Source organism: Streptomyces sp. NPDC104309 (assembly GCF_055584025.1).
Genome location: NZ_JBVJMV010000052.1, coordinates 12,635 through 30,110, shown reverse-complemented (window position 1 = coordinate 30,110; position 17,476 = coordinate 12,635). Strand labels below are relative to the sequence as shown.

The following is a 17,476-nucleotide window of genomic DNA, read 5'->3' as shown; positions in this document are numbered from 1 at the left end:
CCCCTCCCTCTCTCACGCCCCGCGTCGTAGCCGGGACGCCTCCGGGCCCTGAGCACCGGCCTGACGGCACTTCACGAGGCACACCCGACCGCGACCCGGCCGCGCTCGAACTCGCCCGCGAGTTCGTCCGCTTGAGGCAGTTCGCAGCTCATCTCGAAACAAACGCTGCCGCCGTGTTCGTCGGCCGGTTGCCGTCGCCTGTGCGGCGGGCGCCTGCCTCGCGCTTGCTCTTCCCCTCAGGCGTCCGACGAAAGGACATGGCCCAGGGCGGCACCTGCTTCCCACCCTCTTGACCGCCCAGCCACCTCGATCTCCCTACCGGATCCGGCACACCGTTACGGACCCGAGAAGGAGAGCAGGGCCGTCTCACTGGGCTTCCTGGGCGAGGGTGATGAGCAGCCCACTCGCCGGCGGCAGGCCTGGACCGTCGTCACTCCAGGTCGGTCAGCAGCGTGTCGAGGACCGTCTCCTCCTCGACTCGGGTGCCCAGTTCCAAGAGAGCCTCGGAGAGATCCGGGTCCCAGGGCGCCTCGGCCGGCTGCCCGGTGAGCGGCAAGCTGTGAGGGCCCGCGAGTGCCGCCGCCGAACGGTAGTCGGTGGCCGTGTAGCGCCAGGGCCGCCAGGGGACGCGACGCAGGAGTGCGGAGGCGATGCGCAGTCCGCCCCAGTCGAAGTCCCCGTGGTAGTGCAGCGCTGCCCCGCCCTCGTGCAGGTGGCGCAGGAGGGCGAGAGCGGCGGCGGACGGCTGGCCCTGAAGGCAGACCAGCGGCGCGGAGTGCGGGCCCTGCGCGTCGGCGGCCGCGGCGAGTACCGCCGGGTTCTCGCAGATCCGGACGGACAGAGCGGTCGAGACGGGCGGTCGTCGGAGCAGCTGCCGCAGGGTCAGGACGGACGGCTCGCCCGCGTCGGCCATCCAGTCCAGGGCCGGCGTGCCCCGCAGATTCAGGGTGAGGACCGTTGAGGACAGCTCGTCACGGAGCAGACCCGCCGATGCCCACGCCTCCCGGCGCCATTCCGCGCCCGCCCCGTCGCGAAAGCCCGTCAGCGCTCGGATGCCCGAGAGGGTGAGGGTGGCCAAGGGGGTGCCGTCGTCCAAGGCATGGGCACTGCCGAGCCGCCGAGCCGCGAAGGCGGGAAGCGAGACGGGCGGGTCCGCGGGAAGGAGGCGGAGCGTGGCGGCGGCCTGGCCGAGGAGGGCCCCGGCCTTGGCAGGAGTGCCGGCGAGGCGCCGTACCAACCCGTCGCCCCGGAGCCGGGCGGCCCACGCCGCGAGCGCCGGGACCTGGTCCGCGAGGTCGTCGACCGAGGCATACGCCTCCTGCCAGGCACGCTCCTCGGCCTCGCGGGCCGGGCCGAGCAGGACGATCGGCCCGCTGAGCACGGCCACCGCCGCGGCCAGGCCGTCGGGGCTGATGCCGGAGCGGCGAAGGACGGCGTCCACCTCGTCGAGCCGAACGCTCAAAGAACGCCCCTTGCCAGGAGAACGGGCCAACAGCCGCTCAGCCGAGGCGCGCTGGGCCGGTGTGGGTGAGCCGAGCGAAACCGGGCCGGTCAGGGGCTCTTCACGCGCGAGGCGCCGACGCGCCCGGTCGACCAACCACTCAAGGCCGGGGTCGCCCAGGAGACGGCGCAGCCTGACCTCGTCGACGGGCCGGCCGACGGGTTTCAGTTCCACACCGGCTCCGGTCCCACTGCCCCCGCCGGTGCGTCCGTACGATCCGATGCCCGCACCGGATCCTCTCGGCGGAGCCGCCGGCCACCGTCCCATTCCCAGCGGGTGACGAGTACCGCCGCCACCTCGTCGATCCGCGAGAGTTGGGCGATGGCGACGCCGGGCACCTGCGGATAGCAGGCCCACTCCCGTTCGCTCGTCATCACCACGTCCAGGTCGAACGCGTGCAGCAGACCCAGACACTTGGCACGCGAATCGTCGTCCACGCCCGCGAACGCCTCGTCGAGGGTGACCAGGCGCGGCGCGTACGGGCTGCTCGCGCTCGCGTAGTGCGAGGAGGCCGCGGCGAACAGCGGCACGGATACCGCGAGGACCCGCTCGCCGCCGGAGACCGGGCCCGTGGCCGGGACCCAGCGGCTGTGCTGGTGCCGCTCGACCGCGAATTCGTGCCAGGCGCGGTAGTCGAGCGCGGCGGTGAGGTGTTCGAGCCAGCTGCCGGACCTGTCGTCCGTCTGCTGCCGGGCAATCTGCGTCTGGAGAAACTCGCCCACCGCCGTCCGGTCCTCCGGGGTCCAGGCGTCGGCGGACTGACGCAGCCGCTCACGGGCCGGGGCGAGGCCGGAGGGGGCCCTGCGGGAGGCCCGCCAGACCAGCCGCAGCTTCATGCCGGTGGAGGTGGGGCGGTCCTCCAGCTCCGCGTTCATGTCGCGCACTTGTCGTTCGGCGGCCCCGATGAGTTCCTGGAGGGTTCCCGCGACCTCGGTGATCAGGTGCGTTTCGAGGATCTCCCGTTCGTGGGCCGACAGAATGCGGGTGAGCTCGCCCACCTCGGCGGTGAGTGCCTCGGCAAGTTCGGGTACGGCACGCTCACGGCCCTGGTAGACGATGTCGACGACCATGCCGTCCTCCACCATCCGGGCGGAGGCGGTGTGCCCGTGCCGGGACAGGGTGTCCTGCAGAGTCTTGAGTTCCTCGCTCAGCCGCCGCTGTACGCGTTCCCACGCACCGTCCGAGTCGTCGGCCGACGCCAGCCCTGACTCGATGGCACGAGCGAGCACGATGGCGGGCGTGGCCGCCCAGGGCCCGTCCCCCGAGGCCGGGACCTGGAGGTCCGGCAGGGCGACCGTGATCAGCCCCGTAGCGGTGAACCTCTGCAGCCCCGCGATGGCTTGCGCACGTGTCTCGGCCGCATCCGCCAGGTTCTTCTCCAGCCGCTCGATGTGGCCTTCGGCTTTGCTCGCCTCCCGGTCGGCCTCGGCGTAGTGCTGCCGGGTTGTCCTCTGGTCGGCCTCGCAGCGGCGCAGGGCTTCGGCTGTCTCGGTGAGCCGTCGTTCGAGCTCGGCGACGGCCGCTCCGACAGTGGATCGCAGCGTGGTGTGACGCTCGTCCGCCGCCGCGGCCTCCCTGTCGGCTTCCTCGGCCCTCCGGGCGAGTTCGGCGCTCCGCTCCCCCGCCTGCCCGGCCTCGGCGCGTTCCTCCGCCGCCCGGCGGGCCGCCTCGCCTCGTTCGCGCAGGGTGGGCCACAGAGCGGCCAGGGCCACGGCGAGGGCGCCATGGGCCCGGCGGACGTCGGCGAGGCCGGCCCGGTCGGCGGGCAGGCCCAGTTCGCCGGCGGTCTCGGCGAGCTCGGTGGCGGCCCGTTCGGCCCGCTCGGCAGCCTCCAGGAGGTCGGCGGCCCGCTCTTCGCGCCGCGAGCGCATCCGGCGCACCGACTCGGCGGCGGCCGTCACCTGGGCGTGCGCCCTGGTGAGGGGGCCGTCGTCGGGTACACCGGCCAGCTCGGCGTCGAGGGCGGCACGGCGTGCGGCCACCACCTCGGACCGCGCCGCGACGTCGGCCGACTCCTGCTGGAGCAGGTCGAGTTCCGTACGCAGGACGGCGATGCGGGACCGCCGCGCGGCTTCCCGCGCCCCCTCGCCGACGTACTGGGCGACGGGCTTGGCCCAACGGCCGGTGAGGGTGCCGACACGGAAGCTCCCGTCCGTCCCCGCCCATGTGCCGACTCCGGCGTCTCCCCCTGCCCCGATGGCGGCGAGCAGCCGTCGCACGGTGCCCTCGCCCACCGCCGCCTGCGCGTCGCCGCGGTCCACGGCCGGGTGCAGGAGCCCGCTGAGCGAAGGCCCGGTCACCGGCCCGGTCGTCGGGGAGAGGAGTACGTCGTGCCCGTCGGCGGTGAGCGCGGAGCCGTCGGGGAGCACCCACGCGTCCAGGAGTCCGGACGCTTCCAACGCCGCCTCCAGTCCCGCACGTTCCTGCTCCGAGAGGCCGTCGTGGAAGTCCACCAGCCGCCAGAACGGTGCGCCGGCAAGCTGTTCGCGCAGGCCTGGCGTGCGCGTGGACGAGGGTTGGGGACCTCGTCGTCCGCCCGCCTCCAGCGCGGTGACCTCCTCATGGACCCGGCCGGTGCGTTCTGCCAGCTCCCGTGTCCGGCGTGCCGCTTCGGCCGCCTGGTCGGCCAGTCGCACCGAGGCGGCACTGTGGGCTCGTACCGCGTGCGCGCGGGCCGGGTACGGCCCGTCCAGGTGCCGCGTCCACTCCTGGAGTTCATCGAGCAGGCCGGCCATGTCGGGGCAGGACAACTCCGCCCAGGCACGTGCGTGTTCCCGTACCTCGTCGAGCAGGGCCCGCCCCGCCCTTGCGGCGGCTTCCTCCGTCCGGCCCTGCGCCGCGGTCGCCTGGCCGAGGTCGGCATCCGCCTCATCGAGACGGACGGATGCCTGGCGCCGCCCCTCGGCCGTTCGATCAGCCGTCTTTGCGAGGTCCTCCGCGTGGGCGAGCGCACGACGTCCGCGGTCCGTCGATTCCTCGGCCGCGCGCCGCAGTTCGGACTCGGGCAGTCCGTCGTCCCCCGGCAGGTCGATCCGTGCGGCGACAGCCTCCTCCCGCGCTTGCCGGAAGGTGTCGTTCGCCAGCCGACCGGCGGCGCGCAGTCGGTTCTCGGCTGCTCCGAGCCGCCCGAGAGCCCGGGTGTGCACGCCTGCGGCCTGCTCCCTGTCGTCGCGGGCCCTCTCCAGGGCGCGGACGGTCCGCTCCACCGCGTTGGCCGCCTGCTCCAGCTCTCGGGCGCTGCGCATCTCGGGGCCCTCGCGCAGGGCCGCGTCCTGGGCCCGCAGGCGTGCTCGGGTCGCTTCCGATGCGGCGATCCGTTCCTCGGCCTCCGCCCGTGCCTCCTGGGCGCGGGTCTGCTGGGCCTGCGCCTCGGCGAGGTCCCGCTGAAGGTGCTCGTAGCGGGAGTGCTCCCCGCGCGGGAGGCGGGCGCGCCGGCGGGTGGCGATCCGGGCGTAGCGCCGGTAATGATCCAGAAAGGCTGAGGCGGCCCGCTCGGCGGCGGAGGCGGCCGCCAGTTCCTCCTTCTCCTCGTCCAGGGAGCGGAATGCCTCGGCCACGTCCGCGATGACCGCCTGGTCCATGGGCGGCAGGGCCTCGGTGAGGGCTCGGGACAGGGCCGCCTCGTTGGGGCGCTTGGACAGCTGTGGCTGGCGCAGCTGAATGAGCAGGTCGACCAGGGCGCCGTAGCGCTGCTCACCGAGCCCGAACAGCGCCTCGTCAACAGCCCTGCGGTAGCTCCTGGCCTGGTCGTACACCATGCCGTGCCCGGCGACGGCCTCGGCGAGCCGGTCCCTGGACAGCGCCGTGCCGGTGGCGTCGAGCAGGCTGAGGGATGCCTCGGCGACGGCCCCCGGGCGGTGGTCGACGCGCTGGCCGGTGAGCGCGTACCAATGGCGTGCGATGCCCCGCCCACTGACGGCCTTGAGTCCGCAGAGCAGCGTACGGAAATGCCGTTCGCCGCTGGTCTCGTCCCGCCTGCCGAACTCGATCCAGGTGTAGCCGAGCCGCTCGGAGTGCGGGTGCTCGCCACCAAGGAGCAGGTTCCACTCCATCCGCTTGCCCGGGTCGCCGTCGGGTTCGACGCGGCGTGAGCTGAGATCCCCGTCGAGCAGGAAGGGCAGAGTCAGGGCGAGCACCTTGGACTTGCCGGTGCCGTTGTTCCCGCGCAGGAGCAGGCGCCCGTCCCGGAAATGGAATTCCTCCACGTCGTAGTGGAAGAGGTCGACGAGTCCGATCCGCAGGGGCTGCCAACGGGAGCGCTGTGGATCGGGGAGGCGGGTCACGGCTTGCTGTCCTTTCGCTGCACAGGCATGCGTGCGGAACCGGATTCGACTACGACGGTCTCCCCGACCGCGTATCGGGCGAGGGCGGGACGTGGCGCCGCTCCGTGGGCTGTACGGGAGACCAGCCCGAGGGCGGCGAGCCGGACGACGGCCTGTTCCACCAGTTCGGCTTCCATACCGGGCTCCCGCGCGGACTTGGCCCAGAATCCGCCGTGTTCGGCGGCGAGTTCCCGGACACGGAGCGCCAGCTGGTCGGTGGTGACGGGGCCGCCCGCTGCGGCCAAGTGCTCGGCGAGCAGCAACGTGATGTGACCGTGGGTTCCCTGTTCGGGCATCCGGACGTCGGTGAGATCGTCGTCCGGGTCGACCATCGCGATGCCTTCGGCCCGCACCTCGGGAACCAGGCCGGTGAGCTCGGTGATGCGGGTGGTGAGGAAGCCTCGTTGCCGGGTGAGGTAGGCGAGCTCGGCGTCGGTCAACTCGTCGTAGTAGAGCACCGGGTCGTCCAGGAGCCTGCGGGTCAGTGAGCGTCGCATGGCGCGGAAGCGCAGTTCGTCACTGTCCAGGGCGGTCTCGGCGACGAGTTCGGTGAGACGGTCCGCGAGGGTCTCGGCGTGGACGGTGGAGGGGCCGCGGCGCGCGGCGAGCAGCCCGGCCAGCACACGCCGTTCCACGTCGTACAGCACATCGCCGGCTCCGCTGACATACGCCTCCTCGTCGCCGGCCACCCGCCGCAGCACACCGAGGCCGAGCAGGAGCCGTACGACGGCCGCAAGGTCGAGGCGCTCGTCGCGACGGTCCAGGGTGAACCGGATGCCCACCCGGGCGAGGTGAGGATCGGCGGCGTCGAGGACGACCTGATCAGCAAGGCGGCCGAGCGCGATCTGGGCCTCGCCGCGTTCGAGGGCGGCGAGGGCGAGGCAGAGCAGGACGTAGCGGCGCCGCGTGAAGGGGGCGGCAGCGCGGGTCGCCTCGCGCGCGGGGTGCGTGGGATCGCTGAGGACGCCGGGTACTTTCCGCAGGCGAGCGGCCTCGGCATCCGTCTGAAGGGCCCAACCGGTATTGCGGTCGAACCATTCGCGCAATTCGGATGCGTGCCGGCGGACGAGGCGGAACTCGTCGGCGTACCGGCCACGGGCGAGCAGGAGAGGCTGTTTGAGCAGGGCGCGAGCCGCCTTGCGGAGCTCGGCTGCGTGCTGGCCGTCGAGCACCTCGGCAAGCGGAGTACTGTTCACCGGTCGTCGCCTCCGTCCGTCAGGTCGGTGATCTCGATGAGGTGGTCGGGACCGCGGAAAACGCCTCCAGCTGTCCGGATCTGAGCGGTGTCGCCGTCGGCGAGCGCGCTGAGTCTGATCTCCATGGAGCCGTCGTTGCTGGTGGCCACGGTGTGTCGCATACCAGGACGCCAGGTGGCCAGGGCGTCGCCGAGCAGCTGGAGGAAGAGCCCGAAGGACGCGGGGTCGAGTTCACCGAGTCCGGAGAGCCGGGTGATTCCGTCGGTGACGAGCCGGGCGCGTGCCGCCGCGGTCTCGGCGGCCTGCTTTGCAGCCACCTCAGCGAGTCTGCGGCGCGGTTCCTCCCGGTCCTCGACCTTGCGGGGCTTGCCTCGCCGCTCATAGCTGCCGGTGCGGCGCAACTGGGGACTGATCCGCAGTGGCTCGGCCTCGGCCCACGGAGTGGCCGTGGGAACCGGCAGCGCCACGCGGGCCGCGAGGGTGTCGGCGTCGACTGTGAGATGCCGGGCGGGGTACAGCCCGAAGGCTGTGCGCCACAACCGGTGCCGAGCGTCGTCGTCCGGTGCCTCGGCGAACCAGCGGGCCAGGATACGGAAGTCGGCGGAGCGGTCGGAGCGCCCGGCCCTGCGTTCGTTCAGCGACCGTACGACGGCCAGGAGCTGAGGAATCGCGCCGAGGGCCCGGCCGCGCAGCAACCTGGCCTGCGACTCGCGCCCCTCCCGGCTGATGAACCACGCGGCGAGGCCGGTCCAGCGACCGGCCCAGCGGTCGTACGCCTCCCGCTGGGCGTGTTCGGCCTCCTCCGGCGAAGCGTCGACCGCCTCACGTGCCGCGGCGGCCCGCAGCAGCGGCTCGATGCTCCCGGCGTCTTCCAGCTCCAGGATCAGCCGGGCGATACGCCCGCCCAGAGTGATCAGGTCCTGGATGAAACGCTCCAGGTACTGGATGAGCCGATTCTTGTAAGCGAGGAAGGCCTCCTCTTCGACGTCGTGGAGGTCGATGGTCCGCTGCAGGGACCCCATGAAGGCGCGTGCGTTGTCGGCGAGAGCGACGAACCGACTCGCCAGCGCGTCAAGCGCCAAATGGATTTTGGCCTGATCCGGCTGTTCCTCGGCCGCCAGCACGAAGAGGGCCCTCAACTGGGTGACGATGTCGTGCAGGGCGACGGCCTGCAGCGCGCCGCGCCGCCCGAGCGCCTCGTCGTAGACTCCGAGGGCTTCCTCGGCGGCTTCTCCGGCTCGGGTGAGCTGGTAGATGAACCGCTTCCGGTAGAAGTCCTCGACGGCGGTCACCCGCGCGGTGTCGGGGTCGGCACGCAGGTTGCCCCAGCCGACGAGGCTGTCCAGTGCCTTCGCCACAACGTCCAGCTCAGCGGGTCGCACCTCGGCCGGCAGGGCAGCAAGCACATCCTCGGGACGCAGATGCACCGCAAACCGTTCTTTGGCGATGACGAAGACCCGCATCACCTGACGGTAGAGAGCCGTGTTCTGGACGGTGAGGTGAGCGAAGGGGCTGTAGGCGTCCGGTCGTGGTTCCGGAGCGCTGGTGGTGACGGTCATCGCCGGCCATTCTCCCGCAGCGGGCACAGTCGCAGACAGGGACGAAAGCACTTGGCTGATTCACACCGCGATGCGACCTTGCAAGCCGCTGCCTCCCGGAGCGACCTCGTAGCCGCCCTCGTCCCGCACGGCAACGGACGCGAACCAGACCGGATCGTCCGCGTCGGGCTGGACGAGAACCACGGCGCCCACGCTCACGGAAGCCATGAGTCGCTTGCGCATCGTCTGCTCTCAGCCGACCTTCGGGGCGCCGTCGGGGAGGTCGGCGGCGCCCTCGCAGCGTTCCACGTCGCGGGCGACCACACGGGCGACGTCGGCCGCCAGCGCGGAGAGCTCTGCCTGCCTGGTGCTGTCCTTGGTCTCAGAGACGCCTCCGATGCCGACCGAGACCTCCAGGAGATCCTTACGCCCCTTCGCGTACGGGCAGTCGACGAACAGCTCGGCCCTGTTGTAGCTCTCGATGTACCCCCCGGCCGCTCCGAGCGAGATCGGGATGTTGCCGGGTTTCGACGCATCCCGCTGCACCCATTCCCGGCTGTATTTTGGGTCCTGGAGCCTGCTGTACCTGATCTCGAAAATTCTGCCGCCGCCGGACAGGTCGCACATCCCCAGCCCCCTCGACGCATCACGCATGAAGTTGACGGCGCGTTCTTCCTCGAAGGGCTCGCCCCGTTCCGGCAGCAGAGACTTCACATGGGTACTGGGCACCGCTTCCGCGCATACGCGGTCGGGTATGGAGAGGGCCGGCTCCCGGTCCGGCAGGAACAGGGCGATGCCCACTCCTGCGAGCACGAGAACGCCCAGAGCGGCGAACACGATCTTCTTCCGCTTGTTGCCACTCGACGGCGTTCCCGTCGCATCGTTCCGCACGGTCCTTCTCAGCTCCCTGCCCGTTGGCGGCCCATGCTGTAGCCCTCCTTGACATGGCGGGCGGCGGTATCGGCCTGGCTCCTGGCATTCTCCGGGTCGGTCCCGGCCGCGACGGCCGCCTGATACGTGGCGTCGTACACAGCGTCCGCGGACTTGGCTCGCTGGCTCTCCAGGAAGTCGCTCCGCTCCTGACCAGCCTCGTCGCTGGAGTCGCGGGTGTAGTGGTCCACGACTGCTTCCTTGATGTCCCCGATGATCATCCCGGCGGCGTCCCCCGCGACCGGCAGCTTGGACAACCCCATGTCGATGGCGCGGTCGGCCCACTTGTCGGCGGTCGTCAGGCCCTCGTTGAACTCCTCGTCGGAGGCGATCTTGTCGTCGTACACGGCCTGGGTACGGGACTCGGCCATGATCCCCGCGATCTCGGCGCCGGGGGTGACGCGGTTTCCGATCTCTGGCGAGAGCTCGTTGTACCTCGCCTTGTCGTGGTAGGCGTCGTTGATGAGCTCGGTGGTGACCGCCTGCTGGGAATTGATGATCGCTCCATAGGCATCGGGGTCCTTGCCCACCCCGGCGAGGAAATCCTTCAGCAGCCCCGGCGACGGGTCGCCCAGGTTGGCGTTGCTTCCGTAGGTCGGGATGTCCCGCTTGCTGTTCATCCCGTCCTGAACGTCACGCATGTACTCAGCCGTGATGTTGCCGAGGCTGTCGCTCAGCGGGGAGTCGTCGAGCCGGTCGTGGTTCTTGCCGTACTCCGCGACGATCCGGTTGACGAGGTCCGCGCTGCCGGACGAGTGCTTCGGCGGTGTCGCGTCGGAGTCGTACGGCACACCGATGGTGGCCGATTCGAGGGCGTGGCCCAGGGCGTCGTGCCCCAGCGGCTTACCGTCCTCGCCCGGTGGCCACTCGCGGGCGTCGTCGCCCTTGGCCACCAGGTACTCCCAGTTGTCGAGCTTCTTGCCGTCCGCGGTCGTCGAGTCGTTGAAGAACTCCAACGACGCCTCGGGGTTGTGTCCGAGGCCTTCCATGAAGCCGACGAACGGGTCGTTGGGCTCGTCCGTGGGCGGGTAGTTGAGGTTGGTCGTGTCGCGCCAGGCGACCTCCGGGTCCCCAGGGAACTCGCGCTCGTACTTCAGCAGGCTGTCACCATAGTCGTGCAGGAAGTCGTCGTCGAACTTGCCCTTGCCCATCAGGCTGCTCATGACTTGGTAGCCGTTGGGTCCCATGGGCAGTCCCTGGATCGGGAACGGCTTGTCACCGGCCGCGATCACCTCGCGCTTCCAGGTCTCCATGGCAGGACTGTCGCTGTGGGTGGCGGTGGCCAGTGTCATGCTCAGGTTGTCCTGGACCTCGGCGAGGGTCTTGGCCCGCTCGCCGTCGACCGCGCCGCCGGGTGGGGCCGCCATGTCCCGCCAGAACTGGAGCGTCCCCTCGGCGCCCAGCGTGGTGGCGAACCGCTCGCTGAAGCCCGGGTTGTCGCGCTGGTACCTGAGGGTCTCGTTGAAGCGCGCGACGTCCTCGTCACTCCACTCCCCGGGGTTGGTCTCCCGGGCCTTCTTCGCCCAGTAGTCGGCGTCCGCCTTGCCTTGACGGTCGTCGGCCTCCTTGAGCCCGCCCGGACCGTCGCCGGTGAAGTCGTACTTGTTCTTCGCCAGTGCGCGCAACGCCCGCGCGGCAATGCGGTCGGTCTCGCTCGCTTCCCGGAGCACCCGCTTCACCCGGCGCTCCGCGACGGCGAGGTCCTCGTCGCTCGGCGTGTGGATGTCGCCGCCGCCGGCCGCCGCGCCCGAGGGGACGGAGGCGACAGCACCGCCCTTGGCGTTGATGTAGATATTGGTCTTGGCGACGTCGTCAATGACTGTCCGCAGTGCCGCCTTGTGCTTCTTGAAGGCAGCGCTGGCGTCGCGCAGGATACCGAGCACGCTCTTCGCCTGGGCGGCCACATCTTGGAACTCGACAGCGATCTTGGTGACGAACTCCTTGGAGATGGTGGCATTGACCCCCTTCCAGTCGGCGGCGTCCGCCTGCGTCCGAAGACCTTTGGCGCTCGCACCACCGCCCTCCCCGGTGGCCAGCGTCTCGAGCTTCGTGTGCATCTTTTCCCAGTCGGACACCGCGGTGTCCAACGTACCCAGACGCAGATCAGTGAGTTCCTGCGCTGTCATCGTTTCCACTGTCATCCGCCGCCGGGCCCCCGTAGCTTTCAGTCACTGATCTTTCTGTGAAGCTAATTGATGTAGTCGTTGATCTTCGACACGGACATCAGATCGCCGCCCGCGTTCCTCATCGCCGTATTGATATGGACTTCGTCCTTGGAATGCTGCGCGCGCGTGAAGTCGAAGTGATTCGAGATGTGCGCGCACGCCTCCTTCAACGTCGCGGTCTGGGTGTTCCACGCATCGTGCAGTTCGGTCAGTGCGGAACCCATGTCCAGCCCGTCGTTGAACAGGTCGATCGATGCGGTGAACGTACTGGGGCGGGCGAAGTCGCTGTCCGTGCCGAACTTCTGACGCAGTTCGTACGCCGTGTTGCCCATCCTCCCCAGTTCGTCGTCGTGCACGACCAGGTCACCGTCAGCCGCGCCGCCACCCCCGTCGGCGGGTATCTGGTTGAGCCGCATGTGCGCGGAGTGCTTCTCCGCGGCACTGCTCTTGAGTTGTTCCCATTCGTCCCATGCCATGCGCTGACCCCTTCCCCGTACGTCGGTCGCCCACATGGACGCCTTCGCTCCATGCACGCTAGCAACTTGCGTGCAGAGTGAACACGCTGGAGGGAGATGGGCACGCTTTACTCACATCGGAGCGCCCGCCATTTTCCGCCCATACATGCGATGAGGAAACTTACTGACATATTGCCGTCGTTATGAACGATTGTCCGGACGAAAGGCGATGCACACACCGAGGCCGCTCGCGACGGCCGTCTCCTGGCTGCCGAACTCTCCCGCCGATATCGGCATCGCCCTACCGATGGCAGCACCTTCATCGAGGAGCCGCAAAAAGGCGTGGTGTGGTGGGCGAGGACCACTGGGACGACTACAACTTCGTGTCCTCGGCGACCGTACGCTGCTTCCTCATTGAATCGCCCGGAAAAGACCCCGTCCTCAATCCGGCGGGACTCGCCGTCGAAGCAGTCCTGAATCGTGCCCGCGCCGTCACCGAGCGACGGGAGCCGGGCCGACCTCACTCGTGCAGCACGAGCTCAGCGGTGTCCTCGGTCGTATGTGCCCGTATCCCACAGAACACCTCCAGGCCATGGCGGAAGACATCAGCCTCACCTTGCTGGAGCAGGACCAGGAGCGCTTGGACAGACTCGCCGATGTACGCCAGGACAAGGCGGTCTGGGAGCACCAACGCAAGTACGAGCAGAGCAGACGCCAGTACCTGGGCGAGGACGTGCTGAAGGACACCGGCAGCGCAGTGGTCTGGTGGCTCGCCAAGAACGACGAGCACGTGGAGAAGACGGTGGCTGACCTGGCCCTGCTCGCGCAGCTCACGTCCGCGGCCAATGACACCGACATTCCTGAGCGGCTTCAGGACCTCCTGCCACAGCAACCGGGCGAGCGAATCCCTCCGGAATTCCTGGAAGAGGCATCGGCTGCCGCCCCGCACGAAAGAACGGCCGCGGATCATCTCTCGGGCTTCCTCGACGCCATGGGCTTCACGGAGAGAGACGTCCGGCGGACGATGCTGGCCAAACAGATCTCCCAGATCGTCACGGAACAGAACCGACACGAGACAGCCGAGGACCTGCTACGTCGATTGGCGAAGCGCACGGCTCGGACGGTCGGGAAGGTGTTGTCCGGCCCGCCTTCCGCCGGTACGCCCCACCGTTCCAAGTCCGCGAGCACTGCCTCGACCTGCTTCTCGCAGACGAGCAACCTCGCGGACGCCACTGCCGGTCAGGTCAGGGTGACCTCGCACCAGACGGTCTTGGTGTACGGGTCGCCGTCGGTGGTTCCCCAGTGGGTGGACAGGGCCTCGACGAGGAGGAGGCCCCGGCCGGAGTCGAGGTCGGGGGACGGCGGCGGGATCGCGCCTGGAGCGGGTGGGCGGCGGTCGGGATTCGCGTCCGTGACTTCGATACGGAGGGCTGGACCCCCTGGGCGGAGGGTGAGCCGCAGGCGGAAGTCGCGGCCCGGTGCCCGGCCGTGCAGCACCGCGTTCGTGGCGAGTTCGGCCACCAGGAGTGTCGCCGTCCGGTTGGCCCCGGTGTCGTACGGCCAGCCCCAGCGGTGGATTTCCTCGGCCGCGAGGCGGCGGGCGAGGCGGGCGCCGCGCGGGGTGGCCGAGAGGAGGATGGCGAAGTGACGGGTGGGAACGGTGTGTTGCGTGGGCTCGGGGCGGAATGCCGACGAGTGGGCAGTATCGCGATTCATGTCACTCAGCGTGGTCGGCCACCTCTACGCTGACCAGTAACGACGACGGTACGCAGCGTCACTGTCCGGGCTCTGTCCGGCTCTGTCCGGGCGGCGCGGCGTTACGCGTTGCGCCGACGAGGAGTTGAGTACGGACGTGGCGGACATGGAGGTGCGCGAACGTGGGTGTGACGGGGCAGGGAGTGCAGCGCGGTGACGGGATGGAGCCGTACGACGGTGACGACGAGGAGTCGGCGGCCGTCCTGCGGACGATCGGCCGGGTCGTCAAGACGTGCCGCGAGCGGAAAGGGCTCACCCAGGCCGAGTTGGGAACGGGCATCGGCTACAGCGAGGAACAGGTGTCCTCGGTGGAGCGGGGGCGGCGGGCGCCGAGTGAGGCGTTCCTGGCCAAGGCCGACGCGGTATTGGTGGCCGATGGGCTGATTGCCGGACTGAAGAAGGACGCGGAGGAGGCTCGGTATCCGAAGAAGGTGCGGGATCTGGCCAAGCTGGAGGCGAAGGCGGTTGAGATCTGCACCTACGACAACTCCGTCATCAACGGGCTCTTGCAGACGACGGAGTATCTGAAAGCCGTGTTCGGATCGCGGCGGCCCGCGTTCTCCGAGGAGGAGGTGGAGCGGCTTGTCGCTGCCCGGTTGGCACGGCAGCGGATCATCGGCGAAAAGGGGATGATCCCGGCCTTCAGCTTCGTGCAGGATGAGGCTGCCCTACGTCGGCCAGTCGGAGGCAGAATGGTGCTGCGCCGACAGCTCGAACGGCTGTTGGAGATCGGGCAAATGCGGAACGTGGAGATCCAGGTGCTGCCCATGGACCGCGAGGACAACGCCGGACTCGACGGCCCCTTCCATCTCCTGCGGTTGAAGGAGGGCACCACCGTGGCGCACACCGATATCCAACTGGCTAGCCGCCTGATCTCTGATCGCCGAGAGGTCCAGATCCTTGAACTGCGCTATGGGATCATCCGAGCCCAGGCACTCACACCACGAGAGTCGCTGGCCTACATCGAGAAACTGCTTGGAGAGACATGAGCCCGAAGCCCCCGACCAGTAACGGCACCGAACTGGAGTGGTTCAAGAGCAGCCACAGCAATCCCGACGGAGCTGCCTGCGTCGAGGTCGCTTCCGCCCCGGGCACTGTCCGTGTGCGGGACTCGAAGGACAGGCAGAGCCCTCAACTCGCCTTCGGGCCCCGGCAGTGGGCCGCCTTCGTCTCGTACGCCGCCGATCACTGAGCGACCTGCTGACGCCCCACGTCCGGTCCGCACCGGACGCGGGGCGTCGGCATGTCCAAGTCGGCCATCACCGCACGGCTGCGCTCGATGAGGCCCTCGGCGTTGCTCGCCTCCGGGGAGCGCTTGCGGGTGCGGTTGACGAACAGCGCACTCAGATCGTCGTAGCGGTACGCAGTCGAGTCCATCGGCGCGGCTCCTCGCAGGCGGCGGGGGTGTGACCCTCCCGGCCGGCGCGGAGCCCCGCGGAACGATCCACCGCGGCGGACCCGAACGCGTGACGCAAGGGTCCCGCTCGCCTTGTACCGCGTCCGGGCCGCGCCTGTCAGTCCGTAAGGTTCCGGGTTCTCCGCCGAGGAGTCGCGTCGCTACCTTCCGAACCGCCTGTCACGCGGCGGCCGGACCATCCGACGCCTCGTTTCCCCCACCCAGGAGGCTACGTTGACCTCGCACCAGCCCACCCGCAGAAGCATCCTCAAGTCCGCGGGCGGCGTCACCGCCGCCCTGGCCCTGGGCGCCGGAGGCGTGCTCGCGGGGGCATCGACCGCCGCGGCGGCCGGAGACGGCTTCGGCCTGCACATCGTGGACCACAACGAGGGCGACCCCCGGATGTGGTACTACCGGTTCCAGACCGACGCGATCGGCTGGAACCCCGCTGTCAACGTGCTGCTGCCGGACGACTACCACTGGAGCGGCCGCACCTACCCCGTCCTCTACCTCTTCCACGGCGGCGGATCGGACCAGGACTTCATCACCTTCGACCGCGAGGGTATCCGCGCCTGGACCGCCGGCAAGCCCATCATCGTGGTCATGCCCGACGGCGGCCACGCCGGCTGGTACTCCAACCCCGTCAGCTCCAACGTCGGTCCCCGCAACTGGGAGCACTTCCACATCAACCAGCTGCTGCCCTGGGTCGAGGCCAACTTCCGCACCTACGCCGAGTACGACGGCCGGGCCGTGGCCGGTTTCTCCATGGGCGGCTTCGGCGCGCTCAAGTACGCCGCCAAGTACTACGGCCACTTCGCCTCGGTCAGCGCCCATTCCGGCCCGGCCAGCCTGCGCCGCGACTTCGGCCTGGTCGCCCACTGGGCCAACGCGTCCTCCGCGGCCCTCGACCTGGGCGGCGGCACCATCTACGGTGCGCCGCTGTGGGACGAGGCCAGGGTCACCGCCGACAACCCGGTCCAGCGCATCGAGAGCTACCGCAACAAGCGGGTCTTCCTCGTCGGCGGCACCAGCCCCGACCCCATCAACTGGTTCGACACCGTCAACGAGAACCAGGTGCTCGCCGGCCAGCGCGAGTTCCGCGGACTGCTCGACCGGGCCGGGATCCCGCACGAGTCGTACGAGCTGCCCGGCGGCCACTTCATCCGCCACGACATGATGCAGCGCGACATCGACGGCATCATCGGCCGCCTGCGCAAGGCGTGACGGGAGGCGTCACGTGTCACTCACTCTCCCCCGACGCGCGCTGCGCGTCCTGCTCGCCGCGACCGCGGCCTTGGCGCCCGGACTGGTACTGGCCTCGCCGGCCACCGCCCAGGCGGCCGATTTCACCGCGGCGTGCCCGGCCACCGGCTACGTGTCCCAGCACTACCACAGCGGCCATAACGGCGTCGACATCGCCAACGACTACGGCACTCCGATCTATGCCGTGGGCGACGGCGAGGTGACCATCTCCGGCTACGAAAGCGGCTACGGCCAGTGGATCCGCATCCAGCACCCCGACGGGAGGATCTCCGAGTACGGGCACATGTACCAGCGGGACGTGTCCGTCGGCGACCACGTCGTGGCCGGTCAGCGGATCGCCCTGATGGGCGCCGAGGGCAACTCGACCGGCCCCCATCTCCATCTGCGCATCTGGGGAGACTCGTCCGCCTCGTACGGCATCGACCCGGAGCCCTACCTCGCCGACCGCGGCGTGGTGTTGCCCTGCACCCCCGGCACCGGGCCCCGTCCCACTCCGCTGGTGTATCCGGCGGAGTCGGGCCGGGTGGTGTCGGCCCGGTCGGCGGACGGCCGCCTCGAAGTCTTCGCGGCCGGGGCCGACGGCGTCCACCACGCCTGGCAGACAAGCGTCAACGGCGGCTGGTCCGACTGGAAGCCGCTTGGCGGTCCCGGCGGCGCAGAGCTGGCGATCGGCCCGAACGCGGACGGCCGCCTTGAACTCTTCGCCATCAACAACAACGTCTTCCAGCACCTCTACCAACTCTCACCCGCAGGCGAATGGTCAGGCTGGGAAAACTTCGGCGGCGGCGGCAAAGACATCGCCGTCGGCGCGAACGGCGACGGACGCCTCGAAGTCTTCGCCTCCGGCCCGGCCGGGCTCTTCCACAAATACCAGACGGCCCCCAACAGCGGCTGGTCCGACTGGGAATCAGCCGGCGGCGGCCCGGCCAACAGCCGGATCGAAATGGAGAAGTCC

At 69.8% G+C, this 17,476-nt stretch carries 15 protein-coding genes; 4 read left to right on the top strand and 11 right to left on the bottom strand.

Annotation, left to right across the window (positions count from 1 at the left end; translation table 11 throughout):
• Positions 1-430 precede the first annotated feature (430 nt).
• The 10 genes from ACZ68L_RS40135 to ACZ68L_RS40090 all read right to left on the bottom strand — a co-directional run bounded on the left by ACZ68L_RS40135 (position 431) and on the right by ACZ68L_RS40090 (position 13,823).
• Positions 431-1,675: a TIGR02679 family protein gene (locus ACZ68L_RS40135; RefSeq protein ID WP_469587991.1), complete on the bottom strand. Its 1,245-nt coding sequence runs from the start codon at positions 1,673-1,675 to the stop codon at positions 431-433.
• Positions 1,666-5,784 carry a TIGR02680 family protein gene (locus ACZ68L_RS40130; RefSeq protein ID WP_469587988.1) on the bottom strand — a complete coding sequence of 1,373 codons (4,119 nt, stop codon included), beginning with the start codon at positions 5,782-5,784 and terminating at the stop codon, positions 1,666-1,668. Before ACZ68L_RS40130 ends, ACZ68L_RS40135 begins: the two co-directional genes overlap by 10 nt.
• On the bottom strand, positions 5,781-7,019 hold the full coding sequence (locus ACZ68L_RS40125) for a TIGR02678 family protein (protein ID WP_469587985.1): 1,239 nt from the start codon (positions 7,017-7,019) through the stop codon (positions 5,781-5,783). The genes ACZ68L_RS40130 and ACZ68L_RS40125 overlap by 4 nt, the downstream gene beginning before the upstream one ends.
• Positions 7,016-8,578, bottom strand: coding sequence for a TIGR02677 family protein (locus ACZ68L_RS40120; protein ID WP_469587980.1), 1,563 nt, complete (start codon positions 8,576-8,578; stop codon positions 7,016-7,018). The genes ACZ68L_RS40125 and ACZ68L_RS40120 overlap by 4 nt, the downstream gene beginning before the upstream one ends.
• 60 nt (positions 8,579-8,638) lie before the next feature.
• Positions 8,639-8,785, bottom strand: coding sequence for a hypothetical protein (locus ACZ68L_RS40115; protein ID WP_469588049.1), 147 nt, complete (start codon positions 8,783-8,785; stop codon positions 8,639-8,641).
• 24 nt (positions 8,786-8,809) lie between these two features.
• Positions 8,810-9,448 carry a hypothetical protein gene (locus ACZ68L_RS40110; protein ID WP_469587978.1) on the bottom strand — a complete coding sequence of 213 codons (639 nt, stop codon included), beginning with the start codon at positions 9,446-9,448 and terminating at the stop codon, positions 8,810-8,812.
• Between the two features lie 8 nt (positions 9,449-9,456).
• On the bottom strand, positions 9,457-11,613 hold the full coding sequence (locus tag ACZ68L_RS40105; RefSeq protein WP_469587975.1) for a hypothetical protein: 2,157 nt from the start codon (positions 11,611-11,613) through the stop codon (positions 9,457-9,459).
• A 62-nt stretch (positions 11,614-11,675) separates the two neighbouring features.
• A complete protein-coding gene (locus ACZ68L_RS40100; protein ID WP_469587973.1) occupies positions 11,676-12,128 on the bottom strand; it encodes a hypothetical protein in 453 nt (150 codons plus the stop codon).
• A 499-nt stretch (positions 12,129-12,627) separates the two neighbouring features.
• A complete protein-coding gene (locus tag ACZ68L_RS40095) occupies positions 12,628-13,179 on the bottom strand; it encodes a hypothetical protein (RefSeq protein WP_469587969.1) in 552 nt (183 codons plus the stop codon).
• Positions 13,180-13,346: 167 nt separating this feature from the next.
• On the bottom strand, positions 13,347-13,823 hold the full coding sequence (locus tag ACZ68L_RS40090) for an ATP-binding protein (RefSeq protein ID WP_469587967.1): 477 nt from the start codon (positions 13,821-13,823) through the stop codon (positions 13,347-13,349).
• A gap of 200 nt (positions 13,824-14,023) precedes the next feature.
• Here ACZ68L_RS40090 and ACZ68L_RS40085 point away from each other — a divergent pair, with 200 nt between their 5' ends.
• Together ACZ68L_RS40085 and ACZ68L_RS40080 are read left to right on the top strand one after the other, a co-directional pair.
• Positions 14,024-14,851: a helix-turn-helix domain-containing protein gene (locus tag ACZ68L_RS40085; protein WP_469588040.1), complete on the top strand. Its 828-nt coding sequence runs from the start codon at positions 14,024-14,026 to the stop codon at positions 14,849-14,851.
• The gene (locus ACZ68L_RS40080; RefSeq protein WP_469587965.1) at positions 14,848-15,054 is read left to right on the top strand and encodes a DUF397 domain-containing protein; all 207 of its coding nucleotides are present in this window, start codon (positions 14,848-14,850) and stop codon (positions 15,052-15,054) included. Before ACZ68L_RS40085 ends, ACZ68L_RS40080 begins: the two co-directional genes overlap by 4 nt.
• Here the strand turns inward: ACZ68L_RS40080 and ACZ68L_RS40075 are convergent.
• Positions 15,048-15,239, bottom strand: a complete 192-nt coding sequence (locus ACZ68L_RS40075) for a hypothetical protein (RefSeq protein WP_469587963.1) — start codon at positions 15,237-15,239, stop codon at positions 15,048-15,050. The two genes, ACZ68L_RS40080 and ACZ68L_RS40075, sit on opposite strands and share 7 nt — an antisense overlap.
• Before the next feature lie 253 nt (positions 15,240-15,492).
• Between ACZ68L_RS40075 and ACZ68L_RS40070 the strand changes: the two genes are divergently transcribed.
• Positions 15,493-16,482, top strand: a complete 990-nt coding sequence (locus tag ACZ68L_RS40070; RefSeq protein WP_469587961.1) for an alpha/beta hydrolase-fold protein — start codon at positions 15,493-15,495, stop codon at positions 16,480-16,482.
• Between the two features lie 13 nt (positions 16,483-16,495).
• Positions 16,496-17,476: peptidoglycan DD-metalloendopeptidase family protein (locus ACZ68L_RS40065; RefSeq protein ID WP_469587959.1), on the top strand; the 981-nt coding region annotated here is incomplete at its 3' end.